Annotated in this window: 21 protein-coding genes; 8 read left to right on the plus strand and 13 right to left on the minus strand. The window is 72.2% G+C overall.

Annotated features, from left to right (window positions below; genetic code table 11):
* The 3 genes from CHC11_RS42255 to trxA form a co-directional block, all read right to left on the minus strand.
* A partial coding sequence (locus CHC11_RS42255; RefSeq protein ID WP_218826402.1) for a hypothetical protein occupies positions 1–206 on the minus strand: 206 nt, incomplete at its 3' end.
* Between the two features lie 1,286 nt (positions 207–1,492).
* The gene (locus CHC11_RS36900) at positions 1,493–2,344 is read right to left on the minus strand and encodes a putative RNA methyltransferase (RefSeq protein WP_245920241.1); all 852 of its coding nucleotides are present in this window, start codon (positions 2,342–2,344) and stop codon (positions 1,493–1,495) included.
* A gap of 97 nt (positions 2,345–2,441) precedes the next feature.
* Positions 2,442–2,795 carry a thioredoxin gene (gene trxA / locus CHC11_RS36905; RefSeq protein ID WP_089316545.1) on the minus strand — a complete coding sequence of 118 codons (354 nt, stop codon included), beginning with the start codon at positions 2,793–2,795 and terminating at the stop codon, positions 2,442–2,444.
* Between the two features lie 130 nt (positions 2,796–2,925).
* On the opposite strand from trxA, the gene CHC11_RS36910 reads away from it, so the two are divergent.
* Positions 2,926–3,930, plus strand: a complete 1,005-nt coding sequence (locus CHC11_RS36910; protein ID WP_245920242.1) for a sigma-70 family RNA polymerase sigma factor — start codon at positions 2,926–2,928, stop codon at positions 3,928–3,930.
* A gap of 148 nt (positions 3,931–4,078) precedes the next feature.
* Positions 4,079–5,428 carry a class II 3-deoxy-7-phosphoheptulonate synthase gene (locus tag CHC11_RS36915; protein ID WP_089316546.1) on the plus strand — a complete coding sequence of 450 codons (1,350 nt, stop codon included), beginning with the start codon at positions 4,079–4,081 and terminating at the stop codon, positions 5,426–5,428.
* 126 nt (positions 5,429–5,554) lie between these two features.
* Here CHC11_RS36915 and CHC11_RS36920 read toward each other — a convergent pair whose 3' ends face one another.
* From CHC11_RS36920 to CHC11_RS36930, 3 genes are read right to left on the minus strand one after another with little or no spacing between them, the layout of a single operon-like run.
* Complete coding sequence (locus CHC11_RS36920; protein WP_067638735.1) at positions 5,555–5,923, minus strand: ATP-binding protein; 369 nt, start codon at positions 5,921–5,923, stop codon at positions 5,555–5,557.
* A gap of 44 nt (positions 5,924–5,967) precedes the next feature.
* Complete coding sequence (locus CHC11_RS36925; RefSeq protein WP_089316547.1) at positions 5,968–6,306, minus strand: STAS domain-containing protein; 339 nt, start codon at positions 6,304–6,306, stop codon at positions 5,968–5,970.
* Between the two features lie 31 nt (positions 6,307–6,337).
* Complete coding sequence (locus CHC11_RS36930; protein ID WP_245920243.1) at positions 6,338–8,614, minus strand: SpoIIE family protein phosphatase; 2,277 nt, start codon at positions 8,612–8,614, stop codon at positions 6,338–6,340.
* Between the two features lie 327 nt (positions 8,615–8,941).
* Here CHC11_RS36930 and CHC11_RS36935 point away from each other — a divergent pair, with 327 nt between their 5' ends.
* Both CHC11_RS36935 and CHC11_RS36940 read left to right on the plus strand, forming a co-directional pair.
* Entirely contained in the window at positions 8,942–13,183 is a 4,242-nt protein-coding gene (locus tag CHC11_RS36935) for a hybrid sensor histidine kinase/response regulator (protein WP_245920244.1), read from the plus strand.
* Positions 13,184–13,254: 71 nt separating this feature from the next.
* Positions 13,255–13,911 (plus strand): response regulator, encoded by a 657-nt coding sequence (locus CHC11_RS36940; RefSeq protein ID WP_089316549.1) that lies wholly within the window; start codon positions 13,255–13,257, stop codon positions 13,909–13,911.
* A gap of 26 nt (positions 13,912–13,937) precedes the next feature.
* Here the strand turns inward: CHC11_RS36940 and gltX are convergent, their stop codons facing one another.
* The gene (gene gltX, locus CHC11_RS36945) at positions 13,938–15,338 is read right to left on the minus strand and encodes a glutamate--tRNA ligase (RefSeq protein WP_089316550.1); all 1,401 of its coding nucleotides are present in this window, start codon (positions 15,336–15,338) and stop codon (positions 13,938–13,940) included.
* Positions 15,339–15,383: 45 nt separating this feature from the next.
* Positions 15,384–15,962 (minus strand): TIGR03086 family metal-binding protein, encoded by a 579-nt coding sequence (locus CHC11_RS36950; RefSeq protein ID WP_089316617.1) that lies wholly within the window; start codon positions 15,960–15,962, stop codon positions 15,384–15,386.
* A gap of 97 nt (positions 15,963–16,059) precedes the next feature.
* Here CHC11_RS36950 and CHC11_RS36955 point away from each other — a divergent pair, with 97 nt between their 5' ends.
* Positions 16,060–16,917, plus strand: coding sequence for a helix-turn-helix domain-containing protein (locus CHC11_RS36955; protein WP_218826403.1), 858 nt, complete (start codon positions 16,060–16,062; stop codon positions 16,915–16,917).
* On the plus strand, positions 16,914–17,552 hold the full coding sequence (locus CHC11_RS36960; RefSeq protein WP_089316551.1) for an NUDIX hydrolase: 639 nt from the start codon (positions 16,914–16,916) through the stop codon (positions 17,550–17,552). The genes CHC11_RS36955 and CHC11_RS36960 overlap by 4 nt, the downstream gene beginning before the upstream one ends.
* Positions 17,553–17,555: 3 nt before the next feature.
* On the opposite strand, the gene CHC11_RS36965 is transcribed toward CHC11_RS36960, so the two are convergent.
* The 3 genes from CHC11_RS36965 to CHC11_RS36975 all read right to left on the minus strand — a co-directional run bounded on the left by CHC11_RS36965 (position 17,556) and on the right by CHC11_RS36975 (position 20,003).
* Complete coding sequence (locus CHC11_RS36965) at positions 17,556–18,317, minus strand: SDR family NAD(P)-dependent oxidoreductase (RefSeq protein WP_089316552.1); 762 nt, start codon at positions 18,315–18,317, stop codon at positions 17,556–17,558.
* An 82-nt stretch (positions 18,318–18,399) separates the two neighbouring features.
* Complete coding sequence (locus tag CHC11_RS36970) at positions 18,400–19,410, minus strand: methyltransferase (protein WP_089316553.1); 1,011 nt, start codon at positions 19,408–19,410, stop codon at positions 18,400–18,402.
* Between the two features lie 92 nt (positions 19,411–19,502).
* Positions 19,503–20,003, minus strand: a complete 501-nt coding sequence (locus CHC11_RS36975; protein WP_089316554.1) for an HAD domain-containing protein — start codon at positions 20,001–20,003, stop codon at positions 19,503–19,505.
* Positions 20,004–20,104: 101 nt separating this feature from the next.
* Between CHC11_RS36975 and CHC11_RS36980 the strand changes: the two genes are divergently transcribed.
* Together CHC11_RS36980 and CHC11_RS36985 are read left to right on the plus strand one after the other, a co-directional pair.
* Entirely contained in the window at positions 20,105–20,959 is an 855-nt protein-coding gene (locus tag CHC11_RS36980; protein WP_089316555.1) for a class II glutamine amidotransferase, read from the plus strand.
* A 57-nt stretch (positions 20,960–21,016) separates the two neighbouring features.
* The gene (locus CHC11_RS36985; RefSeq protein ID WP_089316556.1) at positions 21,017–21,829 is read left to right on the plus strand and encodes a PIG-L family deacetylase; all 813 of its coding nucleotides are present in this window, start codon (positions 21,017–21,019) and stop codon (positions 21,827–21,829) included.
* Here CHC11_RS36985 and CHC11_RS36990 read toward each other — a convergent pair.
* Positions 21,822–22,964, minus strand: a complete 1,143-nt coding sequence (locus tag CHC11_RS36990; protein ID WP_089316557.1) for an ARPP-2 domain-containing protein — start codon at positions 22,962–22,964, stop codon at positions 21,822–21,824. The genes CHC11_RS36985 and CHC11_RS36990 overlap by 8 nt on opposite strands.
* A complete protein-coding gene (locus tag CHC11_RS36995; protein WP_089316619.1) occupies positions 22,961–24,403 on the minus strand; it encodes a hypothetical protein in 1,443 nt (480 codons plus the stop codon). Before CHC11_RS36995 ends, CHC11_RS36990 begins: the two co-directional genes overlap by 4 nt.
* Positions 24,404–24,581 lie beyond the last annotated feature (178 nt).

Consider the following 24,581-nt stretch of genomic DNA (forward strand, 5'->3'; position numbering starts at 1 on the left):
AGGATCAAACTCTCCATCAAGGCCACACGACCAGCCAGGGGGCGAACCCCAGCCGACCAAACCTCAGGAAACAATCCCAGCATCACCATCCCCCCAAAAGGGGACAGCATTGCCTCAAAGAAATCCCCACCACCCCACAAAAGCGAGATGGCACGGGGCGACCCGGCCAAAAAGACCGAGCCGATAAAGGCACTGGCTTTTAACACGCTGTTGAGTTCTCAAGAAACGGACACCCACCGCGCCGAACCCCGCTCCCGCGGTCCCCGGCTCCGGGGCAACCCTGCTAACTTACCAGGCTCATCTCCGGTGTCAAGCCGATCTGGGAAGATCTTTTTGACGAATCGAAGGTTTCCCGGTCCCCCACGCGACGACACAACCCAAGTCGAAGACTCAGAAAGATCGTTCCGTGGGAGGCGCCCTGCGGGCCGGCCACCTCGCGGCGTCCTGCATCCCGTTGTGGGCTCTCAAACCATCTTACATCGGTCCGAGTGGCGCTCGAACCACTTTCAGTGGCTTGCTCCCCAGGGCCGGCCGCCTCTCGGCGTCCGCGTCCCCTTGGGGCGAGGACGACATTAAGGCGCCCCGCCGGGACCGTCAAATCGCGGGCCCCACGAACCCGCGCCACTTGTCACCCGTGCACACCGTCCGGTGCGCCGACCTCCCTTTTCACGCGCTACGTGCTTCGGGTCACAGTGGGGTACCGTGCCTTGACCGCTCTCCCCGAGACGGACCGTCTCACGGGGCGGGAGGTGGCTCCCGGGTCTGCTGTCGCCCGAGGTCAGGAGGAAGCCCGTGAATGTGCCCGCCGGCGTCCGCGCTTCGGCGGAGCGTCTCGTGGTCGCCGCGACGATGGGACCCACGGTTCATGACGTGCACGCTTGGCGGTTCAAGGTTGTCTCCGGCCTGATCGAGGTGCACGCGGACCCGGACAGGCTCCGGCCGAGGCACGACCCCGCGGGACGCGGCCTCCACCTCAGCAGCGGCGCCGCACTGGTGAACCTGCGCCTGGCCGCCGCGCAACTCGGTCACGAGGCCGTCGTGCGGTTGCTGCCCGATCCCGGACGGCCGTCCGTCCTCGCGTCCGTGCGCCTGGCCGGACGGCACCGCGTATCCCGCGAGGAGCGGCTTCTCTACGCTGCGACCCTCCGACCGTTCCGCGCCGGTCCACCCTCCGCGGGCGGCCGTCGTCCCCCTTCACCCGTGGTCGACGAGCTGGCCGGAGTGGCGAGGCTGGAAGGAGCGACGCTTCGCCGGCTTCCGCCGGCGCCTCACTCGACGGGGCAGCGGGGGGTGCTGACCACTCGGGGGGACTCCCCTGCCGAGTGGCTTCGCGCCGGCCAGGCTCTCCAGCGTCTCCTGCTGAGCGCGGCAGCCCGCTCGCTCGCCGCGTCGTTCCTCTACGAAACGGTCGCCGTACCGGGCGTCGAAGAGGTGACGGAGCCGGGCGAGACCCCGCAGGTCATGCTGGAGATCACGCAGGCGGGGCACGCGCCTACTCCAGCCGCCGGTAGGTGGACAGGACGAACGACAGGGGCGCGGCCAGCGGCTCGGGCAGCCTTTCCAGCCGTTCCCTGAGCCGCTCGGGCGGAACGTGGTGCGCGCTCGGCCCCATTCCGACGAGTGTGATCACCTCGCCGTGCGTCAGGACGGTCCCGGTTTCGAGCACCTGGCGCGAGTCCAGCTTGAAGTAGCCGGAGAGCGCGGTGTCCATGCGCTCGGTCTTGTCCTGGTCGATCGAAAGCAGGCCGAGGGGCTCCACGAGCGTTTCGAGGTGCCGGGGGGACGGAGTCACCGTGAACAGCAGCCCGTCGTCTCGGAGTACGCGGTGGAACTCGGTCGCGTTGCGCGGGGCGAACACGTTGACGACGGTGTCGGCCGCGCCGTCGCGCAGCGGGAACGGCCGCCAGAGGTCCGCGACGACGGCGCCGCAGCGCTGATGGGCCTTGGCGGCGCGCCGGGCGGCGTGCTTGGAGATGTCCAGGGCGAGGCCGACGGCGTCGGGCATCCGGTCGAGGATGCGGCCGAGGTAGTACCCGGTTCCGGCGCCCGCGTCCATGACGAAGGCGGGGTCGGCACGCGCAACGCTCCAGGCGAGCCGGTCCGCGAGGGCCGCGAAGTGGCCGGTCGTCAGGAACTCGTCTCTCGCGCGGACCATCTCCGGCGTGTCGGCCGTTCCCGGACGGGCGTTGCCCGGCAGAAGGTTCGCATACCCCTGGCGCGCGATGTCGAAGGCATGCCCTCCCGGGCAGGCCAGGCGGCGGTCGGCCAGTTCCAGGTCGGCTCCGCACACGGGGCACACCAGGTATCGGACGACATCGGCGAGCATCCGTCCATCATCGACCATGCCCGCAGGGGAAGGGGCGGCGCCGTCTGCTTCTTTGCCCTCTCGCCTCTCCGGCGCCCGCCGCGCGCCTCGTCCGCGCTACCTGGCGGGCGGCGGGTCAGGCATTCGCGCGCCGGCGGACGTCCTCCATGTCGAGGCCGCGGACCTGCTCGATCACGTTCTCCAGCACGGACTCGGGCAGCGCGCCCGGCTCGGCGAACACGATCATGCCGTCGCGGATCGCCATCAGCGTGGGGATGGACCGGATGCCGAACCGCTCCGACAACTCGGCCTCGGCGTCGGTGTCCACCTTGCCGAAGACGACGTCCTCGTGCTTGTCCGCCGACCGCTCGAACACGGGTGCGAACCTCTTGCACGGCCCGCACCACTCTGCCCAGAAGTCGACCAGCACGATGCCTTCGCCCTGAGCCACCTCGTCGAAGTTCTCAGCGGTCAGTGTGACCGTGGCCATGTCGGTTTCTCCTCAGTCGGGGTATCACGACGTAGAGCGGCTTACAGCCTCGCAGTATTCCCCACCCGGGAATCACAGAGCGGTAATTGGCGTTCTCCTCCTAGGGAGATCGCACCGGAGAAGGGTCAGGATGGCTGGAACCCGAACCAAGGGCGACAGGGTCGAAGTCCCCGACAAGGATCTTGTCGGGGCGTACCTCGACCGGATCGGCCGTAGCCCCCTGCTCGACGCGCAGGAGGAGGTCGATCTGGCCAAGGCGATCGAAGGGGGCCTGTACGCCGAACAGCTGCTCGACGAGGGGAAGGTGCCCGAGGGGGCGTCCCGTGAGGAGCTGGCGGAGCTGGCCGCGGCGGGGCTGCGCGCGAAGCAGCGTTTCGTCGAGGCCAATCTGCGGCTGGTCGTCTCGATCGCCCGGAAGTACCCGACCGACTCGTTGCCCCTCATCGACCTCATCCAGGAAGGGAACCTGGGGCTGATGCGCGCGGTGGAGAAGTTCGACTACCGCCGCGGCTTCAAGTTCTCCACCTATGCCACCTGGTGGATCCGGCAGGCGATCGGCCGCGGGCTGAGCCACACCGCCCGCACGATCCGCCTGCCGGTCCACGTCGAGGAGGAGTTGTCGCGACTGCGGCGCGCGGAGCGCCAGCTCAGCCGCGAGCTCGGCAGGGAGCCGTCGCGCGACGAGCTCGCGGGCGCCCTCGGCGCCAACGCCGAGCACGTCGACGAACTGCTGCGATGGCGGCGCGACCCGGCGAGCCTGGACGCGACCGTCGACGACGCCGGCGAGACGTCCATGGGCGACCTGCTGCAGGACCCGGACGCCGTCACCCCGGAGGCGGAGATCCTCGCGCTGGACGACATCGAGGGCCTCGGGCGGCTGCTGGACCGGCTCCCCGAGCGCGAGTCCGCGATCCTGCGGGCCCGGTTCGGGATGGACAGCGGGCAGCCGCTGTCGTACGCGCAGATCGGCGCCCGGTACGGGCTGAGCCACAACCGCGTCCGGCAGATCACCGACCGTTCGCTGCGGCGGCTGCGGCAGCTGGCCGGCGAGACGGACCTGAGCGGCCGCCGGACGCTCGTCGGCGGCAACGGCACCGCGCCGGAACCGGCCACCGCCGGGACCCGGGCGGCCTGAGCGCGCGCCTGAAGCGGCGTCCCGCCGCATGACCGGCAACAGGGCGGCCCCGGAAACGGGGCCGCCCTGCCGCGTCCAAGGCCCGCGAACCCCCGCCGCGCGGGTGCTTCCCGTTCACGCAGGGCGGGGCGTGCCATAGCCTTTCAGGGTGAGTACTTCCGCCGCCTTCGGGGACCTCGACGCCTGGCGCGCCCTCCCCGCTCTCCAGCAGCCTGATTGGGACGATCCGGACGAGGTTGGCGAAGCGGCCGCCGAGCTGGCGGCCCAGCCGCCGCTCGTCTTCGCCGGTGAATGCGACCAGTTGAAGGCGCAGCTCGCGGACGTCGCCCGCGGTGAGGCGTTCGTCCTGCAGGGCGGCGACTGCGCCGAGACGTTCGAGGGGTCGAACGCCGACGCGGTGAAGAACAAGCTGAAGACGCTGCTGCAGATGGCGGTCGTCCTCACCTACGCGGCGAGCGTCCCCGTCGTGAAGATCGGCCGGATGGCGGGCCAGTACGCCAAGCCGCGCTCCAAGCCCGTGGAGGCCCGCGGCAGCGTGGAGCTGCCCGCCTACCGGGGCGACGCGGTGAACGGGTTCGCCTTCGACGCCGCCTCGCGGCGCAACGACCCGAAGCGCCTGCTCAAGGCCTACCACTGCTCTGCGGTGACGCTGAACCTGTGCCGGGCGTTCACCAAGGGCGGCTACGCCGATCTGCGCCAGGTGCACGCCTGGAACCAGGACTTCGTCGCGCAGAGCCCGGCGGGTCGCCGCTACGAGCAGCTGGCGGGCGAGATCGACCGGGCGCTGACGTTCATGAAGGCGTGCGGGGCGAACCCGGACGAGTTCCACGGGGTGGAGTTCTACTCCAGCCACGAGGCGCTTCTGCTGGAGTACGAGCGCGCGCTGACGCGCATCGACCACCTGAGCGGCCTGCCCTACGACGTGTCCGCGCACTTCCTGTGGATCGGTGAGCGGACCCGGCAGCTGGACGGCGCGCACGTCGAGTTCCTGCGCCACATCCGCAACCCGATCGGGGTGAAGCTCGGCCCGACGACCTCGGCCGACGACGCGCTGGCCCTGATGGAGCGGCTGAACCCCGAGCGCGAGCCCGGCCGGCTCACCTTCATCACCCGCATGGGCGCCGACCGCATCCGCGACACGCTGCCGCCGCTGATCGAGAAGGTGCACCAGAGCGGGGCCCCCGTAGCGTGGATCTGCGACCCCATGCACGGCAACACGTTCGAGGCGCCGAGCGGGCACAAGACCCGGCGGCTGGACGACGTGCTGGACGAGGTGGCCGGGTTCTTCGAGGTCCACCGGGCCCTCGGCACGCACCCGGGCGGCATCCACATCGAGTTCACCGGCGACGACGTGACCGAATGCGTCGGCGGCGGCCAGGGGCTCGCCGAAGCCGACCTGCACCAGCGCTACGAGACGGCCTGCGACCCGCGGCTCAACCGGGGCCAGTCGCTGGACCTGGCCTTCATGGTCGCGGAGCTGTACCGCAAGTCCGTCTGATCGGGTCCGTTCGATCAACTCGGCCTGACCGTCTCGGCCTGACCGGTGCGCGCCCACCCGCCACGTGCGGTGGGCGCGCTGCCGGTCGGAGCCCGTGCGGGAGGCGCGTTCCAGGCGGGACGCGTGTCAGATGTCGACCTCGGCCCAGACGACCTTTCCGCCGGTCACCGGGTCGGCGCCCCACGAGTTGGCGAAACGGTCGACGATGAACAGGCCGCGGTGCGACTCGTCCAGGGGGCCGGGGACGGTGAGTCGGGGCAGCTGGGCCGCGCGGTCGCGGACCTCGACGCGGACCCGCCCGCTGCCGCGCAGCAACCGCAGCTCCAACGCCGTCCCGGCGTGCCGGACGGCGTTGGCGACGAGCTCTGCCACGATCGCGGTGACGAGCTCCTCACGGTCCATGAGCGCCCAGGTGCGCATGGTCCGGGCCGCGAGTCGCCTCGCGTACTCGACCGCCTCGGTCTGGGGCGCCGCGCGCAGCGTGGTCTCGGTCATCGGGTCGGTCACTCCGCCCGCTCGCCGTTCTTCATCGTTTCCCTTCACCGCCCATCGGCCGAAGCCTCCTCCGCCGGGCCCTCGATGAGGAAGCGGTCGAGCCCGGTCGTGCGCAGCACGTTCTCGACGCGGCCGTAGGCCCCGGTGACCGTGAGCGTGGCGTTCTGCGCACGCGCGTGCTTGTACGCGCGGACGAGAACGTTCAGGCCGGAGGAGTCACAGAAGTCGACCGCCGCGAGATCGACGACGACCGACCGCTCGCCCGCGTCCACGAGCTCGGTCAGCCGAGCGCGCAGCTCGTCGGAGGAGTGCAGGTCTATCGAGCCGCGCGCGGCGATCGTCGCACGGCCGTCCTGTCGTGTCGTGTGCAAGGCAAGCCCCACGCCACCCCACCTTACCGATTGTTGGTCTCCATCATGACGCCCGCAGAACGATGAGGGCAACGTCGTCGTTCGACGGCTCCGGGCCGAAGTCGCGCACCGCGCGCTGGATGCGGGCCGCCACGGCCCCGGCGCTCAGTCCGGTGCATTCGGCGAAGATCCGCTCCAGGCCGTGCCCGTCGCCGAGGAGCCGGCTGCCGGCGCGCCGCTCGGTGACCCCGTCGGTCACGCAGAGCAGGACCTCTCCGCGACGCAGCTCGACGGTGTCGGTGTTGAACTCCACACCGTCGAAGACGCCCAGCAGCGGCTGGGGCGAGGCGACCTCGCGAACGTCGCCCTCCGGGTCGAGCACCAGCGGGGGCGGGTGCCCCGCGCTCGTCAGTTTGATCGTCACGCCGTCGCGGCGCCGGCGGGCCGCGATCTCGCCGTGCAGCAGGGTGAGCAGCCGCCCGCGCTCCCCCTCGCCGAGAATGAGCCGGTTGAGGCGGGCGAGGACGGCCGGGACGGACAGGTTCTCGGCGGCGAGGATGCGCAGCGCGTGCCGGGCCAGGCCGGTGACGGCGGCGGCCTCGGGGCCGGTGCCGCACACGTCGCCGATGGCGAACCGCCAGCGGGACGCGGGGGCCGGTCCGCCGGGCAGGCGGCCGCTTTCGAAGACGTCGTAGAAGTCGCCGCCGACCTCGCTGCCCTCCCCGGCGGGCTCGTAGACCACCGCCACCTCCAGGCCGGGGATCTCGGGGATGCCGGGCGGCAGCAGGCTGCGCTGCAGGGCGCTGCTCATGGCGGTCTGGGCGGAGAACAGGCGCGCGTTGTCGACGGCGAGGGCGGCGCGGCGGCTCAGCTCCTCGGCCAGCTCGAGCGCGCTGCGCGGGAAGCGGTCGCCGGCCGGGCGGCCGATCACGATGGTGCCGATGCGCCGGCCGCGGGCGATCAGCGGGAAGGCGTAGACCTGGTCGGTCGCGGTGTCGCCGACGGCGGCCCGGACGTCCTCGGGCGCGGCGGCGAGCCCGTTCCACGGCCCGGGGGCGTCGGTGGGGGGGACCGCGCCCGCGAGTTCGAGCAGCTCCCGCAGGCCGTCGGAGCGGTCCTCGTCGGCGTGCCACACGTAGGCGAGCCGGTCGGGCTCGGCCTCGGTGACGGTGTAGACGGCGCACCAGGTGGCCAGGCGCGGCACGACGAGCTGGGCGACCAGCGCCATCGTGCGCTCCTGGTCGAGGGTGCCGGCGAGCAGGTCGCTGGCCTCGGCGACGAAGCTGAGCCAGCCGCGCCAGGATCGTTCCAACTCGCCCACCCTGGCCTTCTCCAGGGAGAGCGACATCTCGTCGGCGAGCCTGCCGAGCCGGGCGCCGTCGGAGTCGTCGAAGCGGCCGGACAGGGACGAGACGGCCACGATGAGGCCCGTCAGCCGGCCCTGGGACTCCAGCGGCGCGGCGGCCAGCGAGGAGGCCCGCAGCGCCGCGGCGGTCGGGTCGGAGGCGTCCGCGGCGACCCAGGCGGAGCCTGCGCGGGCGGCGGGGGTGAGGGAGGCGACCGAGAGCTCGCCGAGCGGCATCTCGGCGGCCGTCCCGGCGGCCGATCCCATGATCAGCCGTCCGTCGCGCTCGGTCAGCAGGACGGCGGCGCCCTCGGCGCCGAGGACCTCGCGGGCGGTGACGACGCCGTCCTCCATGGCCTCCACGGCCGCCGGGGAGCGCAGGAGCCGGTCGCCGGCCACGGGGACCTCGCCCGCGCCGCCCGCGAGCCGGCCGTCCCGGGCATGGCCGCCGGCGGCCGCCCCGTCCCGCACCGGTTCGGCCGCGTCGCGGGCGCCGCGCTCGCCGACGGCGTACTCCTCTCGCACGGAGCCGTTCGCGGCGATGTCGGCGGTGTCGGCGGTGAAGGCCGCCTCGGCGCCCTCGGCGGCCGAGCCGCCGGTCGGCGCCACGGCACCGGCGGCGCCGGGCCGGGGCAGCCGGAACCAGACGCCCTTGGTGCGGCGGTCGTAGGAGACGCCCCAGGAGTCGGCGAGGCGGGCGATCGACGGGAGCCCGCGCCCGCTGGAGGCGGTGACGCCCGGCATCTCGATGCCCCGGGTGGGGTGGCGGTCGCGGACCTCGATCTCGACGTCGCCGCCCGCCAGGCGGCAGGAGACCTCGAACGAGGTCCCGGCGTAGGCGACCGCGTTGGTGGCGAGCTCGCTCGTCGCGAGGACGGCGTCGTCGGCCACCTCGTCCATGCTCCAGTCGGCCAGCACCTTGCGGACGAATCGGCGCGCGTCCGCCACCGCCGCCGCGGCGGACGGGAAGGAGGCCGTCGCCGTCTGCCGATCCAACTGTCGTCCCTCGTTCGAAGCGTTTCCTACCCGGGCCTGGCTATCGTGACAGACTGGTCGGCCGCCCGGCACCGAGAGCCGCGAACCCGCTCGGGAATGCGTCCGGCCTGGGCCTTCACGATCCCCGCCACAACACGACAGACCGTAACACGAAGGCTACGAGGGCGGACGCGCGGCCGGTCCCGGTGGACGCCGGGACCGGCCGGAGGAAAGTCCGCCGCCGCGCGGCGACGTAGAGTACAGATGCGGCCGATGAGGCCCCCAGAGCAGCCAGGAGTCCGTGGTATCCGGATAACCGACGAATCGCGGGCCAGGAGGATGAACAGCATGCCGCGTACCGCGTCACGTGCCCGCCCGAACGGCGGGTACCGCGACACCACCCCGCGTTACAGCGACGCGGACCTCGAACCGCTCCTGAGGGCGCTGGTCGCCGTAAGGGACGGCAAGGCGAGGTCGGAGCTGGACGTGCCGGGCGAGGGCGCCGTGGCGGAGGCCGCGGCCGTCCTGGAGGAGATCCGGGAGAACGGCATGGAGCTGGCCTCGGGCCTGAGCCGCGTCCGGAAGGAGATCGGCCGGGAGGGGCAGCTGCGGGGACGCCTGACGCCGGGGACGCTGCGGGGCACCTGGGCGGGCGCGGTGGAGGACGCCAACGCGATCATCGACAAGCTCACCGACCTCGCCACCGGGATGAGCCAGGTGGTGGAGGCGGTGGCCGCCGGGGACCTGAGCCAGCGGGTGGAGCTGCGGGTGCGCGGCCGGCCGATGCGCGGGGAGCTGCTGCGCATGGCCAAGTCGGTCAACGGCATGGTCGAGCTGCTCGACCAGTTCACCTGGGAGGTCACCCAGTTCGCCCGCGAGGTCGGCACCGAGGGCCGCCTCGGCGGGCAGGCGCCGGCGCGCGGCATGACCGGCCGCTGGCGGGACGTGACCGCGTCGGTGAACGTGATGGCGTCGCGGCTGACCTCGCAGGTCCGCGACATCGCGGAGGTCACCACGGCGGTGGCCCGCGGCGACCTGACCCGCAAGGTCACGGTGGAGGCGTCCGGTGAGCTGCAGGAGCTGAAGCTCACCGTGAACACGATGGTCGACCAGCTGTCGGCGTTCGCCGGCGAGGTCACCCGCGTGGCCCGCGAGGTCGGCACCGAGGGGCAGCTGGGCGGCCAGGCGAACGTGCCGGGCGTCAGCGGCGTCTGGAAGAACCTGACCGACAACGTCAACGCGATGGCGAACAACCTGACCTACCAGGTCCGCAACATCGCCCAGGTCACCACCGCCGTCGCCGAGGGCGACCTCGGCAAGAAGATCACGGTCGACGCGCAGGGCGAGATCCTGCAGCTCAAGAACACCGTCAACACGATGGTCGACACACTGTCGGCGTTCGCCGACGAGGTCACCCGGGTCGCCCGCGAGGTCGGCACCGAGGGCCGCCTCGGCGGCCAGGCCCGGGTGCCCGGCGTGAGCGGCGTGTGGAAGGACCTGACCAGCAACGTCAACGGCATGGCGTCCAACCTGACCTACCAGGTCCGCAACATCGCCCAGGTCACCACCGCCGTCGCCGAGGGCGACCTCGGCAAGAAGATCACGGTCGACGCGCAGGGCGAGATCCTGGAGCTCAAGGACACCGTGAACGCGATGGTCGACACCCTGTCGGCGTTCGCGTCCGAGGTCACCCGCGTGGCGCGGGAGGTCGGCACCGAGGGGCGGCTCGGCGGCCAGGCGATCGTGCCCGGCGCGGGCGGGGTCTGGCTCGACCTGACCGACAACGTCAACTCGATGGCGAACAACCTCACCAACCAGGTGCGCGGGATCGCGCAGGTCACCACGGCGGTGGCGCAGGGCGACCTGACCCGCAAGATCGAGGTGGACGCGCAGGGCGAGATACTGCAGCTCAAGACCACCCTCAACACGATGGTCGACACCCTGTCGGCGTTCGCCGACGAGGTCAGCCGCGTCGCCCGCGAGGTCGGCACCGAGGGCCGCCTCGGCGGCCAGGCCCGGGTGCCCGGCGCGGGCGGCATGTGGAAGGACCTGACCGACAACGTCAACGGCATGGCGTCCAACCTGACCTACCAGGTCCGCAACATCGCCCAGGTCGCGACCGCGGTCGCGCACGGCGACCTGACGCGGCGCATCGACGTGGACGCCCAGGGCGAGATCCTGGAGCTGAAGACCACGCTGAACACGATGGTGGACACGCTGTCGTCGTTCGCGTCCGAGGTCACCCGCGTGGCGCGGGAGGTCGGCATCGAGGGCCGCCTCGGCGGCCAGGCCGAGGTCGAGGGCGTCTCGGGCACCTGGAAGCGGCTCACCGAGAGCGTCAACGAGCTGGCCGGCAACCTGACCACCCAGGTCCGCGCGATCGGTGAGGTCGCCAGCGCGGTCGCCACCGGCGACCTGACCCGGACGATCACCGTGGAGGCGCGCGGCGAGGTCGCCGAGCTGAGCGACAACGTCAACCTGATGGTCGCGACGCTGCGCGAGACGACCCGCGCCAACGAGGAGCAGGACTGGCTCAAGACCAACCTGGCGCGGATCGGCGGGCTCATGCAGGGCCACCGCGACCTCCAGCAGGTCGCCGACCTGATCATGCGTGAGCTGACGCCGACCGCCAGCGCCCAGTACGGCGCGTTCTACCTGGCCGAGATCGCGGGCGAGGAGCCCGATCTCGCGCTGATCGCCGGGTACGGGACGCGGCGGCACCGCGGGGGGCCCGTCCGGTTCGGGCTGGGCGAGGGCCTCGTCGGCCAGGCGGCGCAGGAACGCCGGGCCCTGCTGATCGCCGACGCCCCGGCCGACTACGTCAAGATCGGGTCGGGCCTCGGCGAGGCGTCCCCGGTCAACATCATCGTGCTGCCGATCGTGTTCGAGGACGAGGTGCTCGGCGCGATCGAGCTCGCCTCCTTCGGCCGGTTCACCGACGTCCACCTGGCGTTCTTCAGCCAGCTGATCGAGACGATCGGGGTCACGCTCAACGCGATCCGGGCCAACACCCGCACCGAGGCGCTGCTCGGCGAGTCGCAGCGGCTCGCGCAGGAGCTGCAGGAGCGCTCGGACGAGCTGCAGCGCCAGCAGGGCGAGCTCCGGCACTCCAACACCGAGCTGGAGGAGAAGGCGGCGCTGCTGGCCCAGCAGAACCGCGCGATCGAGATCCAGAACTTCCAGATCGAGCAGGCCAGGCGGACGCTGGAGGAGCGCGCCGAGCAGCTGGCGATCTCCTCGCGGTACAAGTCGGAGTTCCTGGCGAACATGTCGCACGAGCTGCGCACGCCGCTGAACAGCCTGCTGGTGCTGGCCAAGCTGCTGTCGGAGAACCAGGACGGCAACCTCACCGACAAGCAGGTGGAGTTCGCCCGGACGATCCACGAGTCCGGCACCGACCTGCTGGAGCTGATCAACGACATTCTGGACCTGGCGAAGGTCGAGGCCGGGAAGATGGAGGCGCACCCGCAGCGGCTCTCGGTGTCGGCGCTGGTCGACTACGTGGACGCCACGTTCCGCCCGCTGTCGGTGGACAAGGGCCTGCAGTTCGGGGTGGAGGTCGCGCCGGACGTCCCGGCCGCCCTCAACACCGACGAGCAGCGGCTGCAGCAGGTACTGCGGAACCTGCTGTCGAACGCGGTGAAGTTCACCGCCGAGGGCGAGGTGCGGCTGCTGATCGAGCGGGCCGGCGACATCGACTTCACGCTGCCGGCGCTGTGGAACACCCCCGACGTGATCGCGTTCCGGGTGATCGACACCGGCATCGGGGTGAGCGCCGACAAGCTCCAGGAGATCTTCGAGCCGTTCCAGCAGGCCGACGGGACCACGAGCCGCCGCTACGGCGGCACCGGTCTCGGGCTGTCGATCAGCCGCAACATCGCGCGGCTGCTGGGCGGGGAGATCCACGCCGAGAGCCAGCCGGGCCGCGGCAGCGTGTTCACGCTCTACCTGCCCGCCCAGTACAGCGACCGCGACGACCGGCGCCGCTCGACGCCGCCGGACGAGGCGGTCGTCGCGGGCGCGGAGGGCGCGCCCGCGATGATCTCCGGGGCCGCGCACGGGAACGGCGGCGTCGGGGGGGCGGGCGCGGAGGGCGCGCCGGCGGCGGAGCAGCGCCCGCCCGGCGGGGAGCGCCCCGGCAAGTCCGAGCGAGCGCTGAACGGGATGCTGCGGGAGCCGCCCAAGGACTTCCTCGACACGGTCCTGTCGGGCCGCAAGGTCCTGATCGTCGACGACGACGTGCGCAACGTGTTCGCGCTCACCAGCGTCCTGGAGGGCTACGGCATGGAGGTCCTGTACGCCGAGGACGGGCAGGCCGGGATCGACGTCCTGCACCGCAACCCCGATGTGGCGGTCGTGCTGATGGACATCATGATGCCGGGCCTGGACGGCTACGCCACCACGGCCGCGATCAGGGAGATGCCGCAGTTCGCCGAGTTGCCGATCATCGTCATCACGGCCAAGGTGATGAAGGAGGACCGGGAGAAGAGCCTTGCCTCGGGCGCGTCGGACTATGTGCCGAAGCCCGTGGACGTGGACCATCTCCTTGATGTCATGAGGAACTGGCTGCAGCCCTCCATCGTCCGCTGAGGAGAGGAGCCGGACAGTAGGGTCGCCGTGGGGGTGCGGCGCTGGCGGGGACCGGGATCGGAGAGACGCGCGTGGACGACAAGGCCAAGATCCTGCTCGTGGACGACCGCGAGGAGAACCTGATCGCGCTGGAGGCCATCCTCAGCTCGCTCGATCAGGACCTGGTCCGCGCGCGGTCCGGTGAGGACGCGCTGAAGGCGCTGCTCACCGAGGAGTACGCGGTCATCCTGCTGGACGTCGTCATGCCGGGCATGGACGGGTTCGAGACGGCCCGCGACATCAAGCGCCGCAAGAAGACCCGCGATCTGCCGATCATCTTCCTCACGGCGGTGAACAGCGACCCCGACTACGCCTTCCGCGGTTACGCGGCGGGCGCGGTCGACTTCATCTCCAAGCCGTTCGACCCGTGGGTGCTGCGCGCCAAGGTCTCGGTGTTCGTGGAGCTGCACAACAAGAACAAGCAGCTCCGCGACCAGACGGCGCTGCTGCGCGAGCAGGCGGCCCTGCTGAGGGAGCAGACGGCGCTGCTGGAGGCGCGTCCCACGGGGGCGCCGCAGGATGCGCCCGGCGACCGTTCCGCGGGCGACCTCCTGGCCTCGGTCGAGGAGCAGGCCGAGGTGCTCGGCAAGCACGTCCCGGCCACGCTTCGGGACGAGTACGAGGAGCTGAGCCGCAGGATCCTGCTCCTGCGCGAGACCCTCGACGGGCAGGCGCCCGCCCCGGACTGACCGCTTCGCGGCGCCCGGGCGGGCGGCTAGGCGCCGGCGTCCAGCCGGGCGCGGGCGGCGGCGATGCGGGCGAGGGTGCGGTCGCGGCCCAGGATCTCCAGCGACTCGAACAGCGGCAGCCCCACGGTGCGGCCGGTGACGGCGACGCGGACGGGCGCCTGGGTCTTGCCCAGCTTGAGCCCGTGCTCGGCGCCGATCCGCTCCAGCCGGTCCTTCAGCTCGGCGGCGTTCCACGGCGCGTCCTGGTAGGCGGCCTCGGCGGCGGCGAGGATCGCGGCGGCGGGCTCCTTCATCGCCTTGTTCCAGGACTGCTCGTCGGACGGCGGCTCGTCCAGGAAAGCGAAGTCGATCATCTGGATGATCTCCGACAGCAGCGCGACGCGGGTCTGCGCGAGCGGCGCCAGCTCGGCGAACACCGCGACGTCGACGTCGAAGGGCGCCTCCTGGAGGAACGGCAGGCACTCGGCGATGAACTTCTCGGGGGGCAGGGCCCGGACGTACTCGCCGTTGATCGCGCGGAGCTTCTTGACGTCGAAGAAGGCGGGCGAGGTGTTGACGTCCTCGATGCGGAACTCCTCGACCATCACGTCCCAGGGGAGGATCTCGCGGTCGTCGGACGGCGCCCAGCCCAGCAGCATCAGGTAGTTGCGCACGGCCTCGGCGAGGTAGCCCTCGGCGCGGTAGTCCTCCAGGGCGACCTTGTCGCGGCGCTTGGACAGCTTCTGCCGCTTCTCGTTGACGATGACGGGCACGTGCGCCCACACCGGCGGCTCCGCGCCGAGCGCCTCCCACAGCAGCTGCTGCTTGGGCGCGTTGGACAGGTGCTCCTCGCCCCGCACCACGTGGGTGATGCCCTGGCTCATGTCGTCGACGGCGTTGGCCAGCAGGAACGTGACGGACCCGTCGGCGCGGGCGATGACGAAGTCCTCAAGGACGGCGTTCTCGAAGACGGGCTTGCCGCGCAGCAGGTCGACGACGGTGGTCTGCCCCTCGTCCGGGGTGCGGAAGCGGAGGGCCCGCCCGGGGCCCGTCTCCAGGCCGCGGTCGCGGCAGAAGCCGTCGTAGCCCTTGTGCTGGTCGCCGGTCCGGGCCACCACGGCCTCGCGGGAGCAGTCGCAGTAGTAGGCGCGGCCCGCGTCCTTCAGCGTGCGGACGGCCTCGGCGTGCTTGTCGGCGTTGGCGGACTGGAAGTAGGGGCCCTCGTACTGCTCGCCGTCCATCCCGAGCCACGCCAGGGCGCGGATGATGCCCTCGGTCCATTCGGGGCTGTTGCGGGAGGCGTCGGTGTCCTCGATCCGCAGCACGAGCGTCCCGCCCGACTGCGCGGCCATCGCCCAGTTGAACAGCGCCGAGCGAGCGCCGCCGACATGGAACATGCCGGTCGGTGACGGGGCGAAACGTACGCGGATCGAAGAGGTCGAAGACATGCCACCAGCGTAGAGCGACCCGGGGCCCGTTCGCGCCGGGTTCGATCAGGGCTTCCAGTACGGGTCGCGGCCGGACATGCCGAGGAGGCGGTCGAGCAGCGGCGCGTCCTCGGGCACGGCGACCTCGGGACCGAGCGCTCCGTACTGGCGGCTGATCTCGGCCGTGGAGACGACCTGCTCCCATGCGGCCCGCAGCACCGGCTCCGGGAAGGCGGGCTCGCGGCCGGTGGCGACGGCGAGGTCCCAGCCGTGCAGGACGCACTCGCCGAGCACGATCCCCGCGATGAATTCGGCGGGCATGCCCTCCTTGTTGCCGGTGAGGCTGGTGCCGCCCTCCCAGGCGGCCGGGTCCTGCCATGCCCCGGCGGTCCGGCGGGCCTGCTCCGCGAAGCGCTCGGCCCAGCAGGGCTCGGCCGTGAAGTCGTGGTCCTCCCCCGGCCCCGCGGGCGGCGTCCTGCGCGCGGCGCTCTCGCCCCGCGCGCTCCAGAAGATCAGATGGTTGACCAGGGCCCGCACGTCCCAGTCCGGGCACGGCGTGGGCGCGTCCATCTTCTCCCTGGGAACCTCCAGGACGATCCGCGCCGCGGCCTCCGCCGCGGGCGTCATCCGGCTCCGGATATCCATGATCGTTTCCTCGCTCATCCGTTCGAACACACGTGCACCGTAGAACGGGGCCGCGGCGCCGGTCTTGAACAAACGCGACACCGGTTAGCCTGAGTCGGTGGATCGATCCCTACCCGGCGGGACGCGGGGCATCCTGCACGCGCGGACGGGGCTGGAGCGCTTCGGGATCGAGCGGCTGGAACCGCCCGCCGGCCTCGCCCCGTTCGTCGCGAACTTCTGGGTGCTGCGCTGGGACCTGCGGGGACGGCCGCCGCACCGCCAGCGGGTCCTCACGCGACCGTCGGTCCACATGACGTTCACCAGCTACCTGACCGCGGGGACGACGCGGGCCCGGATCGCGGGCGTCGTGCGGGACGACTTCGTCGAGGAGATCCACGGTGAGGGGCGCGTGGTGGGGGCCGCCTTCCGGCCGGGCGGGTTCCGGCCGTTCATGGACGCGCCGGTGTCCACGCTGACCGGGCGGTTCCCGGGAGTGGACGAGGTCTTCGGCGACGAGGGCCTGACGCTCGCCCGGGAGGTCTTCGCCACCGCCGGCGCGCAGGAGGCGATCGGGCGGCTCGCGGCGTTCCTGACCGGCCGGAACCCCGAACCCGACCCGTCCGCGGTCAAGGCCGCCGCGGTCGTCGAGCGGATCGCGGCGTGGCCGGGCCTGGTGCGGGTCGACGAACTGGCCGCGGACGTCGGGCTGAGCGCGCGCAGCCTGCAGCGCCTGTTCCACGAGTACGTGGGCATCGGCCCGAAGTGGGTGATCCGGCGGTTCCGCATGCAGGAGGCCGCCGAGCGGGCCGCCTCCGGGACGGGGGGCGACTGGGCGGAACTGGCGGCCGAACTCGGCTACGCCGACCAGGCGCACTTCACCCGCGACTTCACCGCCGCCGTGGGGACCTCGCCCGGGCGCTACGCGCGGGAGGCGGAGCAGGACGCGGAAGCGGGGCCTGGCAAAATCGACGGATGAGCGCCCCCTCCCCCGGCCCCTTCGACGACCTCGCCGCGTTCCGGGCGCTCGCCGCCGGACGGCTCGGCTCGTTCGAGCACACGACCGTCCCGGACGCGCCCGGCCTTCGCCGCGCCGGGGTCGTGCTGTGCGCGGTCGAGCACGACGGCGTCCCGTCGTTGATCCTCATCAAGCGCGCCTACCGGGGCCGGAACCCGGGCCAGTGGGGGCTGCCGGGCGGCGGCATGGAGGACGGCGAGACCCCCGAGCAGGCGGCGCTGCGCGAGCTGCACGAGGAGATCGGCGTGACCGCTGGTCCCGCCGACGTCCTCGGCAGGCTCGACGACTTCCCCGCCGCCTCGGGCTTCGCGATCACGCCGGTCGTGGTGGCGCTGGACGATCCGGGCCCCCTCGCGCCGAGCCCGGACGAGGTCCACTCCGTCCACCACACGAGCCTGCGCAAGCTCGCCGCCGACGACACCCCGGTGTGGGTCCCGCAGCCGGGCGGCGGGCGCCTGCTGCAGATGTGGCTCGGCCCCGAGTGGCGCGTCCACGCCCCGACCGGCGCGATGCTGTGGCAGTTCCGCGAGGTGGTGCTGCTGGGCCGGTCCGCCAGGGTCGCCGACTTCGCCCAGCCCGACTGGACGCGCCACTGAGCGTCAGAACGTCCCGCCGTCCACGACGACGCGCTGCCCGGTCACATAGGACGCCGCGTCCGAGACGAGGAACCGGACCACGTCGGCGACCTCCTCGGGCGTGCACACGTGCCCGTAGGGGGACACGGCGTCCTGCTGCCGGATGTCCTCGATGCCGGCCGTGGCACGGACCAGCCGGCGCCCCATCTCGGTGTCCACCAGGCCGGGCGCGACGACGTTGACGTGCATGCCGTTGCCGCGCTCCTCCTTGGCGAGCACCTGGGCGAGCGCCTCCATCGCCGCCTTGCCCATCGCGTAGGGGCCGCCGAACGCCGGCATCATGTCCGTGGCGACGCTCGACACGAAGACCAGGTCGCTGCGCCCGGCGCGCCGCATCAGCGGGATCAGCGCCTGGCTGAGGTGGTGCGGGCCGAACGCGTGCACGCGCATGACCCGCTCCAGCTCGGCCGGATCGGTGTCGGCGACGCTGTCGCCGCGGCTGGCGATCCCGGCGCTGTGCACGAGGATGTCCAGCTCCCCCAGCTCCGCCTCCACCTGCGCGGCCAGGGAACGGCACTGGTCGAGGTCGTCGACCGAGGCGCGGAACGCACGGCCCCGCGCCCCGGCGGCCTCGATGTCGGCGACCGTCTTGCGCGCGGCCTCGTCGTCGCGCCGGTAGGCGACGGCGACCCGGGCGCCGTCCGCGGCCAGCGCCAGGGCGATGGCCCGGCCGATCCCCCGGCTTCCTCCGGTGACCAGGGCCGTACGGCCGTCGAGAGAACTCACGCGACACTCCTTCGCCGGGCTGCTTGCGGGGTACCATCCTGCCCTGCCGCGCGCCCCCGCCGTAAGCGGCCCCTGACACAGGCTAGCCCGCGAGTCCCGCCTCGATCAGGTAGTACGCGGTCTCGGGCAGCGGCCCGGTCAGCGAGACGACCGTGAGCCCCGCGCCGCCCAGCAGCTCCCGGAACTCCGACTCGGTGCGTTCGCGCCCGCCGGTCGCCACGAGCATGTTGAGGTCGTTGTTGACGATGCCCGCCGAGCCCGGTGCGACCATCTCCGGCATGACCTGCTCCAGCAGGAGCACCCGATCGTCCGGGCCCATCGCGGCCCGGCAGTTCCGCAGGATCGCGCCGGCCTTCTCGTCGTCCCAGTCATGGATGACGCTCTTGAGCACGTAGGCGCCGGCGCCTTCGGGAACGGCCTCGAAGAAGTCGCCCGGCACGATCTCGGCCCGGTCGGCCACGTCGGACAGGACGCCGGAGGCGGCGGCCAGGCCCGTCGGCAGGTCGAACAGGACGCCGCGCAGGCCGGGATCGGCCCGCAGGATCGCGGCGAGCAGCGTGCCGTCCCCGCCGCCGAGGTCGGCGACCGTCCCGTAGCGGCCGAAGTCGTGCGCCTCGATGACCGCCGGCGCGACGTCGCGGGTGTGCTCGGCCATCGCCCGGTTGAACGTCTCCGACAGCTCGGCGTCCGAGGCGAAGTACTCGAACGGCGTGCTGCCGGTCACCCGTTCCCACGCGTACTCGCCCGTGCGGACCGTCTCGGCCATGTCGCCCCACGTCCGCCACACCTGCGGGCCGCAGAAGAGCCTGATCAGCGAGCGGATCGAGTCGGGGGCGTCCGCGCGCAGCCGCCGCCCCTCCGCGGTCAGCGCGAACAGGTCCGGCTCCTTCTGCTCGACGACGCCGAGGCCGGTGAGGCCGCGCAGCAGCCGGTGGAGGGACGGCGCGTGGGCGCCGGTCGCCCCCGCCAGTTCGGTGCTCGATCTCGGCCTGTCATCGGTGAAGGCGTCGGCCAGCCCGATCTCGGTGGCCACGTGGATCATCTGTGCCGGCATGAACCCGAAGGCCAGGTCCATCAGTGGTGATCTCGGCATTGTCGGCTCCCTTCCTTGCCCTCCCCGACGCTAGGGGGCCCTCGGAAGGGGCGTCTTGGACGAACGGAACCTCGGGCCGCCCGCGCCCGAGGTCACCCGGAGCGGGCGCGCAGCCAGGCCGCGGCGGCCTCGACGTGGTCGTCGGTCAGGCCGGTCAGCGGGTCGATCTCCACGAGCAGGTGGTCGGCGACGTCCGGCTCCCCCGCGATGCACGCGGTGGCGTCCGGCTCGTCCTCGAACCAGACGAACGGCCGGCCCTCCGCCCACGCGGCCACGTGCCGGGCCTTCCAGGCGCCCAGCGTGCGGCCCTCCGTGATGCCGGGGAACCGCGGGATCGGCACGAACGGAAGTTCCGGAAGCCCGATGCGGGGAGCGATCCACTCGTTGGCGCTGTCGCACCAGTAGCTCGCCCAGGCCAGTTCGGCGCCGGTGGACTCGGCCAGGTCGAGCAGCGCCGCGCCGTGCCCGGGATAGAGCCACAGCTTGTACGTCATCCCGTTCGGGGAGCACTCGTGCCGCTGGAAGCCGCGATGCGGCCGCTCGAACGGGTTGAGCACTCCGTCAACGTCCAGCAGAACCACCGGCGACCCCATACACGGACCGTACGACATCCAGGGCCGCCCGTCGAAGGCCATTTGCCGTGCGCGTTACCGTGCGCGGTCTTAGGCCGCCGCCAGGCGGGCATCGTCCCCGTATGTGCCGCCTGTTCGGGATGACCACGGGAGGACCCCGCGTCCGCGCCACGTTCTGGCTGCTGGACGCCCCCGACAGCCTGCGCTCCCAGAGCCGCCGCATGCCCGACGGGACGGGCCTCGGCTGGTTCTCGCTCGGAGGGGAGCCAGTCCGCGACCGCGCCCCCGTCGCCGCGTTCCAGGACGCCGACTTCAACTCCGAGGCGCGGCACGTGGTGTCGCACACCTTCGTCTCCCATGTCCGCTACGCCTCGACCGGCGCGCCCGACGTCCACAACTCCCACCCCTTCGTCATGGACGACCGGCTGTTCGCCCACAACGGGGTGGTGCGGGGCGTCGACGTCCTCGACTCCTGGCTCACGGACGTGGACCGGGTACCGATCCAGGGGCAGACCGACTCGGAGTTCGTGTTCGCCTACATCACGGCGGAGATCCGGCGGCAGGGCGACACGGCGTCCGGGCTGATCGCGGCCGTCCGGCGCATCGCCGCCGAGTTGCCGATCTTCGCGTTGAACATCCTGCTGGCCGAGTCGGGGCGGCTGTGGGCGCTGCGCTACCCGGACACCCACGAACTGTGGGTGACCACGCCGCGCCTGACCGAGCCGGGCGCGCAGTGCCACCTCGGCGCGGGCCGCGAGGAGGGCCAGGTGAAGGTGTCCAGGCACAGGGAGCCGACGCCCGCGTGCGTCCTCGCCAGCGAGCGCCTGGACGACGATCCCGGCTGGCGGCTCCTCGACCCCGGCGAGCTGCTCATGCTGGACGGTTCGGAGGCGTCCTCGGCGTTCCCCTTCGACGCGCCCGCGCACCCGCTGACGGCCGCCGACCTGTCGGGGGCCGAGTCCACCTCGCAGGCGTGATCGACTGTCACACCCGGGACGTAGAGTGGACGGCCGAACCTGCCGAGGAGTCCCCGAATGACGCATGAGCTCACGTTGATGGCCGTCCACGCCCACCCCGACGACGAAGTCCTGGGAACCGGCGGCCTACTGGCCCGCAGTGCGGCCGAGGGGGTCCGCACGGTCCTTGTCACCTGCACCAACGGCGAGCAGGGCGACGACTCCGGCGGTGTGAAGCCCGGCGAGCCCGGGCACGACGCCGAGGAGGTGGCGCGGCGGCGCCTGGCCGAGCTCCGCGAGTCGGCATCCCTGCTCGACATCGGCCACCTGGAGCTGCTCGGCTACCAGGACTCCGGCATGGACGGCTGGTCCACCAACGACGACCCGGCGGCGTTCGCGAACATCCCGCCGGCGGAGTCCGCCGGGCGGCTCGCCGGGCTGATGGAGCGCTACCGGCCGCAGGTGGTCGTCACCTACGACGAGAACGGCGGCTACGGGCACCCCGACCACATCCAGGCCCACCGGATCGCGCTCGCCGCCGCCGAGCAGACCGGGATTCCCGACAAGCTCTACTACACGGCCGTTCCGCGGTCGGGCATCAAGCAGTTGTTCGAGGCCGCCCGGGCCGCGGGCATGGACCTCGGTTTCGAGCCGCCCGAGGACTTCGGCACCCCCGACGAGCTGATCACCAGCGCGCTCGACGTCTCCGCCCATTTCGAGGCCAAGCGCGACGCGCTGCTGGCGCACGCCAGCCAGGGCGAGAACATCTTCCTGCTGAAGCTGCCGGAGGAGATGCAGAAGGCGGCGTTCTCCTCGGAGGCGTTCATCCGGCACTTCAGCCGGGTCAAGGCACCGAGCCGGGAGGACGACCTGTTCGCGGGCCTCAGGTGACGCGCCGCTGCGCCCGGAAGTGGTCGAGGACGTCCTGCCGCAGCAGGTAGCCGAAGCCGGCCCGTTCGAGGCGCAGCGCCAGGCCCGCGACGTCGGCGCCGAGGGCGGCGGCGGTGGCGCCCAGCCGCCAGTCGTGCTCGGCCAGCCGCCTGAGCAGGTACCCGCGCCTGACCTGCGCCTCCGAAAGGCGGAACGTCTTGAGGTAGGCGACCTCGCCGTCCCCGGCGGTGATGGTCTCCCCGATGTGGTTCTCCCTGCCCAGCGCGAACGAGGGCAGGAACCGCACCAGCTCGAACCCGTGCAGCGACTGCACCGCCTGGCGCGACCCGTCCCCGTCGAGGAGCCGCCCGGCCATGACCTCGTCGTGGAAGGCGGCCCACTCCGCCTCGCGCATCTCCGCCGCGACGCGCAGGTCGCCCAGCGTCCTGACACCGGCGGGATCGATCGGCGCGGACAGGTCGCCCGCGGGGGCGCCCAGCAGGCCGTACATGTAGATCAGTTCCCCGAAGAGGTCCTCGACCAGCGTCGGGTGCAGAGCCCGGTAGTCGTCGGGGTGCGGCACGACGAACGCGCCGGCCAGGGCGTCGGCCACGTACACCAGGACGCCGCACTGCCCGGGATGGATCTCGAAGATCCGCAGCGCGTCCTCCAGGCCGCGCACCCGCCGGCCGAGGTAGGTCTCCTCGCACCGCGGCGACAGCCCGTGCGCGACCGCCCTGCGCGACCACTCCTCCCACGCGATCTCCGGGCCGCCGAAGTGCAGCGCCAGATAGCCCTCGACGGCCAGGTGCAGGGGAAGGAAGCGGAGCCGGTCCTTCCCCGCCTTCCTGGCCATCCGCCGCGTGAACCGCACGGGCATGCGCGGCGGGGCGGCCCGCGTGTCGCGCTCCAGGAGGCGCGTCCCGTACGAGGCCGCCTGCGCCTGGTCGCCGTCGCTCCACGTCGCGACGAAGGCGTGGGGGACGAACGAGACGTAGGCGGCGTCGCCCACGTCCACGACCGTCACCGGCTCCTCGAACACCTTCCGGTGCAACCGCAGGTGGGGCACGGGCTCGTCCCGGACGAGGGGGACGAGCCTGATCGAGCCCCACACCTGCGCGGGCCGGGTCTCCAGCCCGTCCAGCGTGATCGTCATGCGCGCTCCCCGAGGAAGCGGGCGGTCCGTTCGGACAGGTGCGCCCGGAGCCTCGGCAGGCCGACCCGCCCCTCGGCGAACCGGGCCAGCTCGACCAGCGTCGGCAGGTCCTCGGCGTTCCGGACGCCCGCGGTCGGCACGCCCGGCGCCAGCCGCCGCACGTCGAAGTCGTCGGCGTCGTACACCGGGTTCAGGTGCACGATCATGACCCGCTGCCCCGGGGCGCGGCGGTGCCCGGGGTCCAGGCGCGTCCGCCAGACGCTCAGGACGTCCGCGGCCAGCCCCGGCGGCGCGTTGTCCCAGCCGTCGGAGACGATGAGGAGCCGCTCGGGGCCCGTCTCCAGCGCGTCGATGATCCGGTGGCCGAGCGGCGTCGGGCCGGACGGGTACACCAGCAGCTCGTCGGTGCGACCCGACGTCCACAGCGGCGTGTACTCCTTCGCGAGCGCCTCCAGCAGGTAGTGCGCGGCGAGCGCGACCGCCAGCGGGCGCCTGCGCTTCTCCCCCGAGCCCAGCGAGGAGTAGCTGTCGTCCAGCACGGCCGCGACCCGCCCCCATGAGCCGCGCGCGGCCCCGGCCGCACGCCGCGCGGCGGTGCGCAGCGCCTCGGACAGCTCGGCCCGCCGCCGGGCCCGGTCGTCCAGCGGCAAAGCCAGCACGTACGACGCGAGCCTCGTCAGCGGCATCTCGCCCAGGTCGGCCCGCACGGCCTCGACCTTCGCCTCCCGCGCGCTCTCCTGAAGGCGCAGCCGCTCCAGCCGCGTCATCCGGTGCTGGATCCGCTCCAGGAAGACCTCGCGCGGGATCTTGTGCTTGGCGGCGAACCCCTCAGCGACCGTGTACGGAAGCTCGTAGATCGCGGCCTGCTCGTAGTGCGCCCGCCGCCACTGCTCGTAGAGGGGCGTCTGGAACGCCTTGACGCCGGACGGCGCGAACAGGAACGCCGGCTGCTCGCCGCGGAGCCGCAGATGCGCGTGGCGCACCGCGTCCTTCACCGCCGTCCGGTACTTGACGGAGTCGAACGCCGGGTCTCGGCGTCCGGCCATCCAGTCGCGGATGATGGCGCGCGTCCGCCGGTTGTTCACGCCGAGCCGCCGCAGGTCGCGGAACAGCCGGTACACCCGCTGCGGCGGCAGCCTCTCCAGCCGCCGAGCGATCAGCCGCCCCTCGCCGCGCCGCCGCTCGACCCCCACGCCGCCCGCGCGCACCAGCAGATTGCGGATGATGATCGCCGCATTGTGGTCGTTGACGTCCAGCGCGAGCACGGCCGCGTACATGTCGCGGTAGTTCTCCAGCATGTACTCGTGCAGGAACTCCAGGCTGAGCCGCTGCTCCCACGGACCATGGTGGAACTCCCGCTGCCCGGTGGACGTGATCGCCGCGTTCACGAACATCAGCACGTCCTCGCACGCGACGAGGTCGGCGAACGTCTCGCTCATCATTCCCCCGGTCGGTCAAGGCGCCGGCCGGGGAATGGGGGCGCGAGCAGCGAAGCATCGCTTGAGAGGCAAGTTCCGGAAGTCGCACCGAAGTCCCGCGGCCGGCTCCCGCACCGTAGCACCACATTCTTCGCGAAGCCCTCGAGTATTCAGGGGTGTGAAGCGTCGTGTCCGATGA

The organism is Actinomadura mexicana, assembly GCF_900188105.1.
Taxonomy (GTDB): domain Bacteria; phylum Actinomycetota; class Actinomycetes; order Streptosporangiales; family Streptosporangiaceae; genus Spirillospora; species Spirillospora mexicana.